Origin of the sequence: Streptomyces flaveolus (assembly GCF_014648815.1) — a bacterium.
In the GTDB taxonomy this organism is placed as follows: domain Bacteria; phylum Actinomycetota; class Actinomycetes; order Streptomycetales; family Streptomycetaceae; genus Streptomyces; species Streptomyces flaveolus.
On sequence record NZ_BMRV01000021.1, the window covers coordinates 13,982 to 27,889 of the forward strand.

General features: G+C 71.4%; 14 protein-coding genes. 6 read left to right on the top strand and 8 right to left on the bottom strand.

Features of this window, described 5'->3' with window-relative positions:
* The first annotated feature begins 602 nt into the window (after positions 1–602).
* The gene (locus IEZ05_RS32930) at positions 603–1,502 is read left to right on the top strand and encodes a hypothetical protein (protein WP_189234066.1); all 900 of its coding nucleotides are present in this window, start codon (positions 603–605) and stop codon (positions 1,500–1,502) included.
* 77 nt (positions 1,503–1,579) lie between these two features.
* Positions 1,580–1,744: a hypothetical protein gene (locus tag IEZ05_RS32935; RefSeq protein ID WP_189234072.1), complete on the top strand. Its 165-nt coding sequence runs from the start codon at positions 1,580–1,582 to the stop codon at positions 1,742–1,744.
* A gap of 14 nt (positions 1,745–1,758) precedes the next feature.
* Here IEZ05_RS32935 and IEZ05_RS32940 read toward each other — a convergent pair whose 3' ends face one another.
* Positions 1,759–2,136 (bottom strand): metal-sensitive transcriptional regulator, encoded by a 378-nt coding sequence (locus tag IEZ05_RS32940; RefSeq protein ID WP_189233976.1) that lies wholly within the window; start codon positions 2,134–2,136, stop codon positions 1,759–1,761.
* 228 nt (positions 2,137–2,364) lie between these two features.
* On the opposite strand from IEZ05_RS32940, the gene IEZ05_RS32945 reads away from it, so the two are divergent.
* Both IEZ05_RS32945 and pitH read left to right on the top strand, forming a co-directional pair.
* Positions 2,365–2,985, top strand: a complete 621-nt coding sequence (locus IEZ05_RS32945) for a DUF47 domain-containing protein (RefSeq protein ID WP_077799272.1) — start codon at positions 2,365–2,367, stop codon at positions 2,983–2,985.
* A gap of 7 nt (positions 2,986–2,992) precedes the next feature.
* Positions 2,993–3,991: a low-affinity phosphate transporter PitH gene (gene pitH, locus IEZ05_RS32950; RefSeq protein ID WP_189233977.1), complete on the top strand. Its 999-nt coding sequence runs from the start codon at positions 2,993–2,995 to the stop codon at positions 3,989–3,991.
* A 105-nt stretch (positions 3,992–4,096) separates the two neighbouring features.
* On the opposite strand, the gene pstB is transcribed toward pitH, so the two are convergent.
* The 7 genes from pstB to IEZ05_RS32985 form a co-directional block, all read right to left on the bottom strand.
* Positions 4,097–4,873, bottom strand: a complete 777-nt coding sequence (gene pstB / locus IEZ05_RS32955) for a phosphate ABC transporter ATP-binding protein PstB (RefSeq protein WP_030191650.1) — start codon at positions 4,871–4,873, stop codon at positions 4,097–4,099.
* A 30-nt stretch (positions 4,874–4,903) separates the two neighbouring features.
* Positions 4,904–5,962 carry a phosphate ABC transporter permease PstA gene (gene pstA / locus IEZ05_RS32960; RefSeq protein WP_189233978.1) on the bottom strand — a complete coding sequence of 353 codons (1,059 nt, stop codon included), beginning with the start codon at positions 5,960–5,962 and terminating at the stop codon, positions 4,904–4,906.
* The gene (pstC, locus tag IEZ05_RS32965; RefSeq protein ID WP_189233979.1) at positions 5,959–6,972 is read right to left on the bottom strand and encodes a phosphate ABC transporter permease subunit PstC; all 1,014 of its coding nucleotides are present in this window, start codon (positions 6,970–6,972) and stop codon (positions 5,959–5,961) included. The genes pstA and pstC overlap by 4 nt, the downstream gene beginning before the upstream one ends.
* A 127-nt stretch (positions 6,973–7,099) precedes the next feature.
* Entirely contained in the window at positions 7,100–8,230 is a 1,131-nt protein-coding gene (pstS, locus tag IEZ05_RS32970; RefSeq protein WP_189233980.1) for a phosphate ABC transporter substrate-binding protein PstS, read from the bottom strand.
* A 184-nt stretch (positions 8,231–8,414) separates the two neighbouring features.
* On the bottom strand, positions 8,415–8,858 hold the full coding sequence (locus tag IEZ05_RS32975; protein ID WP_189233981.1) for an NUDIX hydrolase: 444 nt from the start codon (positions 8,856–8,858) through the stop codon (positions 8,415–8,417).
* Positions 8,859–8,883: 25 nt separating this feature from the next.
* Positions 8,884–10,029, bottom strand: coding sequence for a CHAD domain-containing protein (locus IEZ05_RS32980; RefSeq protein WP_189233982.1), 1,146 nt, complete (start codon positions 10,027–10,029; stop codon positions 8,884–8,886).
* Entirely contained in the window at positions 10,010–12,250 is a 2,241-nt protein-coding gene (locus tag IEZ05_RS32985; RefSeq protein ID WP_189233983.1) for an RNA degradosome polyphosphate kinase, read from the bottom strand. The genes IEZ05_RS32980 and IEZ05_RS32985 overlap by 20 nt, the downstream gene beginning before the upstream one ends.
* A 257-nt stretch (positions 12,251–12,507) precedes the next feature.
* Here IEZ05_RS32985 and IEZ05_RS32990 point away from each other — a divergent pair, with 257 nt between their 5' ends.
* Together IEZ05_RS32990 and IEZ05_RS32995 are read left to right on the top strand one after the other, a co-directional pair.
* Complete coding sequence (locus tag IEZ05_RS32990; RefSeq protein ID WP_189233984.1) at positions 12,508–13,050, top strand: RNA polymerase sigma factor; 543 nt, start codon at positions 12,508–12,510, stop codon at positions 13,048–13,050.
* The gene (locus IEZ05_RS32995) at positions 13,047–13,895 is read left to right on the top strand and encodes a zf-HC2 domain-containing protein (protein WP_189233985.1); all 849 of its coding nucleotides are present in this window, start codon (positions 13,047–13,049) and stop codon (positions 13,893–13,895) included. Before IEZ05_RS32990 ends, IEZ05_RS32995 begins: the two co-directional genes overlap by 4 nt.
* Positions 13,896–13,908 lie beyond the last annotated feature (13 nt).

Sequence of the window (13,908 nt, forward strand, 5' to 3'; positions counted from 1 at the left end):
GGGGGTGGTGGACGGGTCGGGGGCAGGTGGCGCGGCCCGGCGTCGGCGGGTGCCGGAGCGTGCAGCCGTGCCGGCAGGTTTGCCCGCGGTCCACGCGGTGCGGGGCGTGGGCGGCGGCGCGCGGGGTTTCGCGTTGACGGGGTGTGCGCGGGCCGGGGGTGGGTGCGCGGCCCGGCGCGTGCGGGGTGCCCCCCCGCTCTCGGCTTCTCCCCCACGCTCGGCTTCGCTCGCGCGGGGCCCCATTGAGCGGGGAGACTCCCACCGCCCGCCCGTGCCGCCCCTGGTGGCGCCTCCCAGGCCGATCAGGCCCTGGGGGAGGCACGGCTGCCCGCGGCTAGGACGGCCACGTGGCGGAGTGGGAAGTGGCGTCCGTGCGGGCCTGGCTTCTGGCTCTGCGGGCCGGGCCTCGCCAGCCGCAGGTGCAGCGGGCCACGCAGAAGGCGCCCTGTTCGACCGTGGTCGTGCTGTGTTCCGGGATGTCCTGGGGAGCTTCACAAGCGTCCTGCTGAGCCACGGCCACAACGTTACCGGCGTCGCCTGCCCGTCGTTAACCGGGACGACAGGGGGTCCGGGACGGGCCGTGTCGGCTGGGGTAGGTGGCGATGGTCGGGCGGGAGAGGGAGCGGCGGGGCAGGAAGACGGGGTCGGTCTCCGTCGTCGGGGCCGTGGTCGGCGTGGGTCTGACCGCGGCCGGGTGCTCCGGGCAGGGAGCTGCCGTGGAGGACGCCCCGCCCGGGGACCCGGTCCGCGTGCTGCACCGGGCCGCGGACCGTCTGGTGGCCGCCGGCAGCTCCAAGGCCCGCACGGCCATGGAGATGGCCAGCGGCGGGACGCGGGTGACCATCCGCGGCGAAGGTGTGTACGACTTCCGCGAGCGGCTCGGCAGGCTCAAGGTGAGGTTGCCGCAGGACCCCGCGGGCACGAGCGAGCACCGCCCGATCACCGAGCTGCTGGCGCCCGGCGCCCTGTTCATGAAGAACCGGGGCGCCGGCGTGCCCGACGACAAATGGGTGCGGGTGGCGACCGCCACGCTCTCCGACGGGAATCTGGTGACCGGCGGGGCGACGGACCCGTTCGCCGCCGCCGAGGTGCTGCGGGGGACGCGGTCGGCGACGTACGTGGGGCGCACCGAGGTGGCGGGGACCGCGGTGCGGCACTACCGCGGGACCGCCGACCTCACCCGGGCGGCGCGGGACGCCTCGGACGGCAACAAGGCGGCGCTGGCCGCGGCCGCCGAGGGTTTCGCCACCACCGAGGTGCCGTTCGACGCCTATCTCGACGACGCGGGCCGCATCCGCAAGGTCCGGCACCGGTTCAGCTTCGCCAACGGGCAGAGCGAGGGCACCGTGGCCGTCGCCTCGACGACACTGCTCTACGACTTCGGCGCCGCCGTGCGCGTACGGCTGCCCGAGGAGGACGACATCTACGCCGGGAAGATCGCCGAGCAGCCGGGAGAGGGGCCGGGCGGAGGCACGGGTGACGGCGCGGACGGCAAGAACTAGCCCTTCCGTGCCATGCGCGGTGTGTAGGCCGCTCCCTACTCTAGGAAGTCGGTGACGGCAGAGACGAGGTGACGCACGTGGCTCCGGTCGGCGGTACGGCAGTTCAGGACCACGTGGCGCTCGCCGAGATAGAGCTCTGCGGAGAGCTGATCATCGCGGCCTCGGCCGCCCGGGAGCGGCTCAGCCTGGAGAGCATCGACGAGGTGCTGAGGGTCGCCGAGGAGCGCGGCGCCGGCCAGTAGCCGGGCCCGCCGGCTCAGGTGCGCAGCAGGCGGCCGATCGCCTTCGTCGCCTCCTCCACCTTCGCGTCGATCTCGGAGCCGCCCTTGACGGCCGCGTCGGCGACGCAGTGGCGCAGGTGCTCCTCGAGGAGCTGCAGGGCGAAGGACTGCAGCGCCTTGGTCGAGGCGGAGACCTGGGTGAGTATGTCGATGCAGTAGACGTCCTCGTCGACCATGCGCTGCAGGCCACGGATCTGGCCCTCGATGCGGCGCAGGCGCTTGAGGTGCTCGTCCTTCTGCTTGTGGTAGCCGTGCACACCGCGGTCGTGGTCCGTGACGACGTCCGTCCCGTCCGTCTCCACCGCGTCCACGGTGGAGGAGGGCGCGCCTGCGCCGGCCTCGGTGGTCGTCATCGCGTCCTCCTGTTGGGCAGTTTTGGCGACAGATACCCCTGGTGGGTATATGATACCGAATTTTCCGGGGTAGGGGACCCCTGGACGCAGCGCGGAGCAAGGCCTCGGGTCGCCCCCCTGCTCATCACTCTGCCTCATGGGCGACACTGGGGGACGGCCCGTTAGCCGTGGCCGGATGATGCGCCTAGCATCAGCCTGACCGAAACCAATGCACCCCGAGGACCCCACGTGCGCTTTCGTCTGACCCCCAGGGAGACGAGCTTCTACGACATGTTCGCCGCGTCCGCGGACAACATTGTCACGGGCTCCAAGCTCCTGATGGAACTGCTCGGGGCGGACGCACCCGCCCGGGCCGAGATCGCAGAGCGTATGCGGGCCGCAGAACACGCGGGTGACGACGCCACGCACGCGATCTTCCACCAGCTGAACTCCTCGTTCATCACGCCGTTCGACCGCGAGGACATCTACTCCCTCGCGTCGTCCCTCGACGACATCATGGACTTCATGGAGGAGGCCGTCGACCTGGTCGTCCTCTACAACGTCGAGGAACTGCCCAAGGGCGTCGACCAGCAGATCGAGGTGCTCGCCCGGGCCGCCGAGCTGACCGCCGAGGCCATGCCGAACCTGCGGACCATGGACAACCTCACCGAGTACTGGATCGAGGTCAACCGGCTGGAGAACCAGGCCGACCAGATCCACCGCAAGCTGCTCGCCCACCTCTTCAACGGCAAGTACGACGCCATGGAGGTGCTGAAGCTGAAGCAGATCGTGGACGTGCTGGAAGAGGCGGCGGACGCGTTCGAGCACGTGGCGAACACGGTGGAGACCATCGCCGTCAAGGAGTCCTGACCCCTCCATGGACACCTTCGCTCTGATCGTGACCATCGGGGTCGCGCTCTTCTTCACGTACACCAACGGTTTCCACGACTCGGCGAACGCGATCGCGACGTCCGTGTCGACGCGGGCGCTGACCCCTCGGGCGGCGCTCGCGATGGCCGCCGTGATGAATCTCGCCGGCGCCTTTCTCGGCTCCGGGGTCGCCAAGACCGTCAGCGAGGGGCTGATCGAGACACCCGAGGGCTCCAAGGGGATGGGGATCCTTTTCGCGGCGCTGATCGGCGCCATCGTGTGGAACCTCATCACCTGGTACTTCGGCCTGCCCTCCTCGTCCTCGCACGCGCTGTTCGGCGGCATGGTGGGCGCGGCGCTGGCGGGCAGCACGACCGTGTACTGGCACGGAGTGGTCGACAAGATCGTCATCCCGATGTTCGTGTCGCCGGTGATCGGTCTGGTCGTCGGTTACCTCGTCATGACGGGGATCATGTGGCTCTTCCGCCGGTCCAACCCGCACAAGGCGAAGCGCGGCTTCCGTATCGCGCAGACGGTGTCGGCGGCGGGTATGGCGCTGGGCCACGGTCTGCAGGACGCGCAGAAGACCATGGGCATCGTGGTGATGGCGCTGGTCATCGCCGATGTCGAGGACTACGGCGACCCGATCCCGGTGTGGGTGAAGATCGCTTGCGCGTTGATGCTGTCGCTCGGGACGTACGCCGGTGGCTGGCGGATCATGCGCACGCTGGGGCGGAAGATCATCGAGCTTGATCCGCCGCAGGGGTTCGCCGCGGAGACGACGGGGGCGTCGATCATGTTCGGGTCGGCGTTCCTGTTCCACGCGCCGATCTCGACGACGCATGTGATCACGTCGGCGATCATGGGTGTGGGGGCCACGAAGCGGGTGAACGCGGTGCGGTGGGGCGTCGCGAAGAACATCATCCTGGGCTGGTTCATCACGATGCCGGCGGCCGCGCTGGTGGCCGCGTGTTCGTACTGGCTGGTGGATCTGGCGTTCCTGTAGCGGCGTGCGCGCACAGGCGATGGGCCCGCCCCCGTTCCGGGGGCGGGCCCTTGTGCGCCTCGCGGTGGCACCGCCATGCAGCACCGCGAGGGGATCGGATCCGGCCTAGCCGAAGCGGCCGGAGATGTAGTCCTCCGTGGCCTGGACCGACGGGTTGGAGAAGATCCGCTCCGTCTCGTCGATCTCGATCAGCTTGCCGGGCTGGCCGACGGCCGCCAGGTTGAAGAAGGCCGTGCGGTCCGAGACGCGCGCCGCCTGCTGCATGTTGTGCGTCACGATGACGATCGTGAAGCGCTCCTTCAGCTCGCCGATCAGGTCCTCGATCGCGAGGGTGGAGATCGGGTCGAGGGCGGAGCAGGGCTCGTCCATGAGCAGGACGTTCGGTTCCACCGCGATCGCGCGGGCGATGCACAGACGCTGCTGCTGACCGCCGGAGAGGCCGGAGCCCGGCTTGTTCAGGCGGTCCTTCACCTCGTTCCAGAGGTTGGCGCCGCGCAGCGACTTCTCGACGATGTCGTCCAGCTGGGATTTCTTGTACTTGCCGTTCAGCCTGAGGCCCGCCGCGACGTTGTCGTACACCGACATGGTCGGGAACGGGTTCGGGCGCTGGAAGACCATGCCGACCTCGCGCCGCACGGCCACCGGGTCGATGCCGGCGCCGTACAGGTTCTCGTCGTCGAGCATGACCTTGCCGTCGACCCGGCCGCCGGGGGTGACCTCGTGCATGCGGTTGAGGGTGCGCAGGAAGGTGGACTTGCCGCAGCCGGAGGGGCCGATGAAGGCCGTCACGGAGCGGGGTTCGACGGTCATCGAGATGTCCTCGATGGCCAGGAAGGAGCCGTAGTAGGCGTTGAGGCCGCTGACATCGATGCGCTTGGCCATGTGAATCACTGCTTCTTTCGGTCCGGGGCCTTAGCGACCGGTCTTCGGTGCCTTCCAGCGGGCGATGCCGCGGGCCACCAGGTTGAGGATCATGATGAACGCGATGAGCGTCAGGGCCGCCGCCCAGGCACGGTCGTACGCGGGGGCGGAGCCCGCGCTGTACTGCAGGTAGATGTACATCGGCAGCGACTCCTGCGGGTCCTGGAACGGATTCGCGTTGATGAAGTCGGTGCCCCAGACCAGCAGCAGCACGGGGGCCGTCTCGCCGGTGATGCGGGCGATGGCCAGCATGACGCCGGTGATGATGCCGCCGACCGACGTCGGCAGGACCACCTTCAGGATCGTGCGCCACTTCGGCACGCCGAGCGCCAGTGACGCCTCGCGCAGCTCGTTCGGGACGAGCTTGAGCATCTCCTCGGTGGAGCGGATGACCACGGGGATCATCAGGATGCACAGGGCGAACGAGCCGGCGACGCCGGACGGGCCCATGTCCAGGATGAGCACCCACAGGCTGAGGACGAACAGGCCCGCCACGATCGACGGGATGCCCGTCATGACGTCGACGAAGAAGGTGACGGCCTTGGCGAGCCGGCCGCGGCCGTACTCGACCAGGTAGATCGCGGTGAGCACACCGATCGGCACGGAGAACAGGGTGGCGAGGCCGACCTGCTCCAGGGTGCCGAGGATGGCGTGGTAGATGCCGCCGCCGGGCTCGCTGTCGGCGACCACACCCATCGAGTGGCTGAGGAAGTAGCCGTCGAGGACCTTCACGCCCCGCTTGACCGTCTCCCAGATCAGGGAGAGCAGCGGGATCAGGGCCAGCAGGAACGCGACCCAGACCGTGCTGGTCGCCACCCGGTCCTTGGCCTGCCGGCCGCCCTCGACGCGGGCCGAGATGGCGTACGTGCCGCCGACGAAGAGGACCACGGCGATCAGGGCCCACTGGATGCTGCTGTTCAGCCCGGCGACGGTGCTGATGCCGAGGCCCGCGGCGACCGAGCCGGCTGCGACCGCCCAGGGGAACCACTGGGGCAGGGTGGCGCCGCGCAGGGAGCTGCGGCTCTTGGGGGTAAGGGTTGCGTGGCTCATGCGTTGGCCCCCGAGTACTCCTTGCGGCGGGCGATGATCATGCGCGCCGCGCCGTTGACCAGCAGCGTGATGACGAAGAGCACCAGACCGGAGGCGATCAGCGCGTCCTGGCCCATCACGGTCGCCTCGTTGAACTTGCTGGCGATGTTCTGGGCGAAGGTGCCGCCGCCCGGGTCGAGCAGGCTGGCGTTGATGTCGAAGGTCGGCGAGAGCACCATGGCCACGGCCATCGTCTCGCCGAGCGCGCGCCCGAGGCCGAGCATCGAGGCGGAGATGACGCCGGAGCGGCCGAAGGGGATCACCGACATCCGGATGACCTCCCAGCGCGTCGCGCCGAGGGCCAGTGCGGCCTCCTCGTGCATGCGCGGGACCTGCCGGAAGACCTCGCGGCTGACGTTGGTGATGATCGGCAGGATCATGATCGCGAGCAGGACGCCCACGGTGAGCAGCGAGCGCGGCGCTCCGCCGTTCCACTCGAAGATGCCGGTCCAGCCGAGGTACTCGTCCAGCCAGCCGAAGAGCCCGTCCATGTGCGGCACCAGGAAGAGCGCGCCCCACAGGCCGTAGACGATCGAGGGCACGGCGGCGAGCAGGTCGATCACGTACGCGATGGCGCCGCCCAGCTTGCGCGGCGCGTAGTGCGTGATGAACAGGGCGATGCCGACCGAGACGGGGACCGCGATGGCCATGGCGATGATCGACGACACGACGGTGCCGAAGGCCAGGACCGCGATGCCGAACTCCGCGGGGTCGCCGCTCGGGTTCCAGTCGAAGCTGGTGAAGAAGTTGGCCTCGTCCTTGCTGATCGCGAGGGAGGCGCGGTACGTGAGGAAGGCCGCGATGGCGGCCATGATGACCAGCACCAGGATGCCGGACCCGCGGGAGAGCCCGACGAAGATCCGGTCGCCGGGCCGGGTGGCGCCGCGTGCGGCCCGCCTGTCCTCGGGGCCCGGGGGCTGTTGGGGTACGGGGGCTGCTGCTGGCTTCTGGGGATCAGTGGATATGTCCATCGGGTTCTCCGGTCTGCGGAGCCGTCGTACGCGGCGGCTCGGGCGGAGCCGTCCGTGCGGGGGCTCCTGGCGGCGGTGCACCGGACGGTGCGGTCCGGCCCCGGGCAGGGACCGGACCGCACTCGGGTCAGCTCAGGCTCGCGATGTTCTCGCGGACCTTGGTGATGATCTCGGCGGGCATCGGGGCGTAGCCGGCGTCCGCCAGCAGGCCCTGGCCGTCCTCCGAGGCGATGTAGTTCAGGAAGGACTTGGTGGCGGGCAGGGTCTCCGCCTTGTTGCCCTTGTCGCAGGCGATCTCGTAGGTCACGAGGACGATCGGGTAGGCACCGTCGGCGGTCGGCGTGTAGTCCAGCTCCAGCGCGAGGTCCTTGCCGGTGCCGACGACCTTGGCCGCGCCGATGGCGGCGGTGGCGTTGTCGACGGTGGCCTTGACCGGCTCGGCGGCCTCGGTCTTCACGTCGACCGTCTTGATGCCGTCCTTGGCGTACGACAGCTCGAAGTACGAGATGGCGCCGGACGTCTGCTTCACCTGCGCGGCCAGACCGGAGGAGCCCTGCGCGGACTGGCCGCCCTTGGCCTCCCAGGACTTGCCCGGCTCGTACGTCCAGTCCTTCGGCGCGGCGGCCTTCAGGTACTTGGTGAAGTTGTCCGTGGTGCCGGACTCGTCGGAGCGGTGGAACGCCTGGATCTTGAGGTCGGGGAGCTTGGCGCCGGGGTTGAGCTTGGCGATCGCCGGGTCGTTCCAGTTGGAGATCTTGCTGTCGAAGATCTTCGCGAGCGTCGGGGCGTCCAGGACGAGCGTGTCGACGCCGGGGACGTTGAAGCCGACGGCGATCGGGCCGCCGACCATCGGCAGGTCGATGGCCTGGCCGTCCTTGCAGACCTTCTTCGACGCCTCGATCTCGTCGGGCTTCAGCGCGGAGTCCGAACCGGCGAACGCGGTCTGGCCCTGTGTGAACGCGGTGATGCCCGCGCCGGAACCGGTCGGGTTGTAGTTGATCTGCACGCTCTTGCAGGCCGCGACGTACTGCTTGACCCAGGCGTCGATGGCGTTCTTCTGGGCCGAGGAGCCGGAGGCCTGGAGCTGGCCCTTGGCGTCGTCGCACTTGATGTTGCCGGCCTGCGTGCTGGCGGAGGAGTCGCCGCCGTTGCTGTTTCCGCCGGTGTCGTCGGAGCCGCACGCCGTGAGGGCCAGGGCGCCGGAGACGGCGAGAGCACCGAGAGCGAGGGCCCGCCGGTTCATGCGCTGAAGCTTCACTTGAGGGAGTTCCTTCCAGGAGCCGCCGTCCTGAATCCGGCGGCGTGCGAGGACTGTCTACGGCCGAAATTAGGCAGAACAGGTGAAGCCGCCGATGGGCGTGAATGAACGAGGGGTGAACCCCTGTGGACGGTGCGGTGAGGTCACGGAATGCTTACGCCGATGACACGGCGCGGTCTCCCGGTCATCCGTCGTACGGAGCGTCCCCCTGTGGGCGCAGCGCGGCCGGGAGGGCGTCGACGAGGGCCCGGTCCCTGGGCTGGGTGAGACGGGCCCGGGCGGCCGGGACCGGCAGCCAGAGGATGCGGTCGACCTCGTCGTTCGGCGTGAAACCGCCCGAGACGGCCTCCGCCGCCCAGTACCGGACCTCCTTGGGGCGGCCGTCCGCCGGGTAGCGCACGGTGGGCAGCTCGATGCCGGGCGACGCGGTGTACCCCGTCTCCTCCGCCACCTCGCGCAGGGCACCGGCGAGCGGGTCCTCCCCGCGCAGCAGCTTGCCCTTGGGGTGCGACCAGTCGTCGTACTTCGGCCGGTGGACCAGGCAGAGCTGCGGCTCGCCGGTGCCCGGGGCGCGGCGCCACAGCACGCAGCCGGCCGCGCGGACGGTGGTGTCCTCGGGAGTGCTCATGCGGGGCTCGCCGTCCCTTCGCGGGTCACTGCGCCGGCGCCGGGCGGACGCCTCTGTGCTGCCAGTCGTGCTGGAACGCGTACCGTGCCGCCTCCACCTCGTGGCGCTGGTCGGCGTGCAGCACGCCGAGCGCGTACGCCGTCGCCGGGGCGATGCGGGGCGTGCGGGCGGCCTGGGCCGCCGCGGCGGCGGCCTCCGACGCGTCGCGGTGGCGGTCGAGGGCCTCGCCCGCGGTGAGCAGGCGCGCGTCCTCACCCCCGGGGCCGCCCTCGCCGGCCAGCACCTCGCGGGCGTACCGGTGCAGGCGCAGCAGCAGGCGTACCTGGTGCCAAGGGGCGTCCTGCGGGTGAGGTGCCGGGTCCGGGGACAGGCCGTGGATCAGCGCCTCCGCGTTGTACGGGTGGCCCGCGGTGACCAGGGGCAGGGCCGCCACCGCGTCGGCGAGGCGGCCCTCCGCCGCTCCGGCCAGCGAGCGGAGGTCGGCGGTGACGTCGGCGGTCGCCCGCAGGGGCACCTCGCTGGCCAGTAACGCGACCTTGTCGGCGACCGCGTGGAAGCGGCTGCTGCCCAGGGCCTGCAAGGCGGTGGAGTGGGCCCGGGTGCGGGCCAGGGTCAGCTGGCGGTCGAGCAGGGCGCCCGCCTTGGCCGCGCCCACGGTGAGGTTGCCGCGGTCCGGGGGCGCGGGGGCCGCAGGGGGTGCCGGGAGGGTGGCGGACACGGCAGCGGCCGCCACCTGCCGGCGGGCCGGGAACGCCGACGAGCCGGACAGGCGGTGCAGCGCCTGGAGCAGGCGTTCCAGGCGCGAGGCGTACGCGTGCTCCAGAGCCAGCGTGCCGGACAGCCAGGCCAACTCGGGGCGCATGCCCTCCGCCCAGTCGGCGTCGAGCAGCGGCTGGTAGGTGTGCAGGGTGCCGCTGAGACGGCGGGCCGCGCGGCGCAGGGCGCGGGCCGCGTCCACCGGGCCCGCGGAGCCGTCGCCCACGCCGGACGAACCGTTCGCGCCCGCGCCCGACTCGCGGTGCAGGCGCAGGGCGCGGAGGAACTCCGTGGCCTGGGCACGGAGGTAGCCCGCGAGGGCTTCCGCGGGAACCGGTCCGGCCGAGCTCGCCGGTTCGGCCCGTTCGGCCGGCTCGGCCAGGCGGTTCGTCGGGTCAAGGTGTTGCTGTGCCACGCCGGCGCCTCCGGGCGTCTATGAGCATCTCCTGGACGTTGCGCAGGGGCTGGCCGTCCGCGTCGGTCGCGTGCCGGGTCCACTCGCCGTCCGGCCCGAGGTGCCAGGAGGCGGTGCCGTCGGACATGCCGGTCTCGAGGAACCGGTTCAGGGCCGCCCGGTGGGCCGGGTCGGTGACCCGGACGAGCGCCTCGATACGGCGGTCGAGGTTGCGGTGCATCATGTCGGCGCTGCCGAACCAGACCTCGGGCTCACCGCCGTTGCCGAAGGCGAAGACGCGCGAGTGCTCGAGGAAGCGGCCGAGGACGGAACGGACCCGGATGTTCTCCGACAGGCCCGCCACGCCCGGGCGCAGCGCGCAGATGCCGCGCACCCACACGTCGACCGGGACGCCCGCCTGGGACGCGCGGTAGCAGGCGTCGATGACGGCCTCGTCGACCATCGAGTTGACCTTGATGCGGATGTGCGCGGGGCGGCCGGCGCGGTGGTGCTGGACCTCCTTGTGGATACGGGAGACCAGGCCGTCGCGCAGGGACTTGGGCGCGACGAGCAGGCGGCGGTAGGTCTCGCGGCGGGAGTAGCCGGAGAGGCGGTTGAACAGGTCGGAGAGGTCCGCGCCGACCTGCGGGTCCGCGGTGAGCAGGCCGAGGTCCTCGTAGAGGCGGGCCGTCTTCGGGTGGTAGTTGCCCGTGCCCACGTGGCTGTAGCGGCGCAGGGTGTCGCCCTCCTGCCGGACGACCAGGGACAGCTTGCAGTGGGTCTTCAGACCGACCAGCCCGTAGACGACGTGGCAGCCGGCCTCCTCCAGCTTGCGGGCCCACTTGATGTTGGCGTGCTCGTCGAAGCGGGCCTTGATCTCGACCAGGACGAGGACCTGCTTGCCGGACTCGGCCGCGTCGATGAGCGCGTCGACTATCGGGGAGTCGCCGGAGGTGCGGTACAGCGTCTGCTTGATCGCGAGGACGTCCGGGTCGGCCGCCGCCTGCTCCAGGAAGGCCTGCACGGAGGTGGAGAAGGAGTCGTACGGGTGGTGGAGCAGGACGTCGCGGCTGCGCAGGGCGGCGAAGACGTCCGGCGCCGAGGCGGACTCGACCTCGGCGAGGTCGCGGTGGGTGCCGGCGACGAACTTCTGGTACTTCAGCTCCGGGCGGTCGATGCTGTGGATGCGGAAGAGGCCGGTGAGGTCCAGGGGACCGGGCAGGGGGTAGACCTCCGCCTCGCCGATCTTCAGTTCGCGGACGAGGAGGTCCAGGACCTCCCGGTCGACGGACTCCTCCACCTCCAGGCGGACCGGCGGGCCGAAGCGGCGCCGCATGAGCTCCTTCTCGAGCGCCTGGAGGAGGTTCTCGGCGTCGTCCTCCTCGACCTCCAGGTCCTCGTTGCGGGTGAGGCGGAAGGCGTGGTGCTCCAGGACCTCCATGCCGGGGAACAGCTCTTCGAGGTGGGCGGCGATGACGTCCTCGATGGGGACGTAGCGGCCGGGGGACGCTTCGAGGAAGCGGGACAGCAGCGGGGGGACCTTGACGCGGGCGAAGTGGCGGTGGCCCGTGACGGGGTTGCGGACGACGACCGCGAGATTGAGGGAGAGGCCCGAGATGTACGGGAAGGGGTGCGCCGGGTCGACGGCGAGGGGGGTGAGGACCGGGAAGATCTGGTGCCGGAAGAGGGTGAAGAGGCGGGCCTGCTCCTTCTCGGCCAGCTCGCTCCAGCGGACCAGGTGGATGCCCTCCTCGGCCAGGGCCGGGGCGACGTCCTCGTGGAAGCAGGCGGCGTGCCGGGCCATGAGTTCGCGGGAACGGGCCCAGATCATCTCCAGCACCTCGCGGGGCTGGAGGCCGGAGGCGGAGCGGGTGGCCACACCGGTCGCGATGCGGCGCTTCAGGCCGGCGACGCGGACCATGAAGAACTCGTCCAGGTTGCTGGCGAAGATCGCGAGGAAGTTGGCCCGCTCCAGGAGCGGGGTGTTCGGGTCCTCGGCGAGTTCGAGGACGCGCTCGTTGAACGCGAGCCAGCTGCGTTCACGGTCCAGGAAGCGGCCCTGGGGCAGCTGGGCGCCACCGGCCTGGGACGCCTCCGACTCCTCGTACGCGTCCAGGTCTGCGTCGATGTCGGGCTCCAGATCGGACACCGTGGCGGCCACGGTGTGCGGGCGGTGCGCGGCGATGGAGCCCACGGAGGGCTGCGAGTGCTGGACCTCGGCCTGGGTGTTCGGCTGCCTCATGAACCCATTCTTCCGCGCCGCGCGCAGGACAGGCGCGTCGGACGGCGCGGAATGCTCTGCTCCTGGTGGCACGGTCGGCTTCATTCGGTGAGGGTCGCAAGGCTGTCTGAATCGATGGTTACGGGGACATGACGTGTGGGATAGCGGGGGGCCTCCGGCAGGCCGCGTCACGTCGGACACCTCGCCCGGGGCGCCGGGTCGGAAAACCGACCTGTGATCGTGTGAACCGGACGCCCCGGCTCGTCCGATGAGGAGATGTGAGCGAAACGAGAACCGACGGTGAGCTGCTGCGGGCCGTCGCGGCGGACGCCGACCGGCGCGCCTTCGAGGAGCTGTACCGGCGGTACGCCCCCTGGCTGGCCGCCCGGATGCGCGGCCGCTGCGCCGACGCCGGTGTCGTCGACGACGTCGTGCAGGAGACGTTCCTCGCGGTGTGGCGGGGCAGCGCGCGCTATCGGGAGGACGGGGACGTGGCCGGCTGGCTGTGGCGGATCGGCTCCCGGCGGCTGGTCGACGCGCTGCGCGGCGACGGAGCCCGGGGGCGGCTGCGGCAGGCGCTGGCCCGCCTGCGGCACCGGGACGAGGCATCGGCCGAGGAGCGGGTGCTCGCCGGCGTGGAACACGGGGACCTCGCCGGCGCGCTCGTCCGGCTCTCGCCGGAGCTGCGCGCGGTGCTCCAGGCCACGGTCATCGACGGGCTGAGCACCCGCGAGGCGGCCGTCCTGCTCGGCATCCCGCCGGGCACGGTCAAGACGCGGGCGATGCGGGCCCGCCGGCAGTTGCGGGAGGCGCTGGCATGAGAATCGACAACGGCTGGCACGTGGACGAGGACGACCTGCGGGCGTACGCCCGCGGCGAGCTCGCGGCGCCCGTGCTCTGGTCCGCCGATGCCCATCTGACCGCCTGCGCGCGGTGCCGGGGCGTCCTCGCCGAGGTGAGCGACGCCGCCGCCCTGGAGGCGGGGTGGGAGCGGCTCGACGCCGAGCTGGACGCACCCCGGCCGGGGTGGCTGGAGGGCCTGCTGGTGCGGTGCGGGGTCGCCGACCACACGGCGCGGCTGCTCGCGGCCACGCCCGTGCTGCGCCGGTCCTGGCTGGGTGCGGTCGTCGCCGTGCTGGTGATGACCTTCGTCGTCGCCTTCACGTCCGGGGCCACCGACAGGCCCACGGTCTTCCTCGCCTTCGCGCCGCTGCTGCCGCTGGCCGGGGTGGCGCTCGCCTACGGGCCCGCGTTGGATCCGACGTACGAGATGGCGGTCGTCTCGCCGATGCACGGCTTCCGGCTGCTGATGATCCGCACGGTCGCCGTCCTGGCCGTCGGCCTCGGCGTCAACGGCCTCGCGACGCTCGCCCTGCCGGGATACGGGCTGCGCGCACTGGCCTGGCTGCTGCCCGCGCTCGCCCTCACCGCGTCCGGGCTGGCGCTGACGCCCCGGCTGGGCCCTGTGGTCGCGCCCTCGGTGGTCGCCGGGGCGTGGGGTGCCGTGCTGTTCGCCGCCGACGCCGCGCAGGCCGCGGAGGGCGGTCCGCTGGCGCCGTTCACCGCGGCCGGGCAGGGCGTGTCCGCGGCCGTGGCCGTGCTGGGGACGGGGCTGCTGGTCCTATTCCGCGACCGGTTCGACGTCTTCCCGCGGGGCGCCGCGTGAGCCCTTCCCCCTT

Bases quoted from the DNA above. Each gene is read 5' to 3' on its own strand.
- IEZ05_RS32930 (WP_189234066.1), top strand. From the start codon at position 603: ATGGTCGGGCGGGAGAGGGAGCGGCGGGGCAGGAAGACGGGGTCGGTC.
- IEZ05_RS32940 (WP_189233976.1), bottom strand. From the start codon at position 2,136: ATGACGACCACCGAGGCCGGCGCAGGCGCGCCCTCCTCCACCGTGGAC.
- pitH (WP_189233977.1), top strand. From the start codon at position 2,993: ATGGACACCTTCGCTCTGATCGTGACCATCGGGGTCGCGCTCTTCTTC.
- pstB (WP_030191650.1), bottom strand. From the start codon at position 4,873: ATGGCCAAGCGCATCGATGTCAGCGGCCTCAACGCCTACTACGGCTCC.
- pstA (WP_189233978.1), bottom strand. From the start codon at position 5,962: ATGAGCCACGCAACCCTTACCCCCAAGAGCCGCAGCTCCCTGCGCGGC.
- pstC (WP_189233979.1), bottom strand. From the start codon at position 6,972: ATGGACATATCCACTGATCCCCAGAAGCCAGCAGCAGCCCCCGTACCC.
- IEZ05_RS32975 (WP_189233981.1), bottom strand. From the start codon at position 8,858: ATGAGCACTCCCGAGGACACCACCGTCCGCGCGGCCGGCTGCGTGCTG.
- IEZ05_RS32985 (WP_189233983.1), bottom strand. From the start codon at position 12,250: ATGAGGCAGCCGAACACCCAGGCCGAGGTCCAGCACTCGCAGCCCTCC.
- IEZ05_RS32995 (WP_189233985.1), top strand. From the start codon at position 13,047: ATGAGAATCGACAACGGCTGGCACGTGGACGAGGACGACCTGCGGGCG.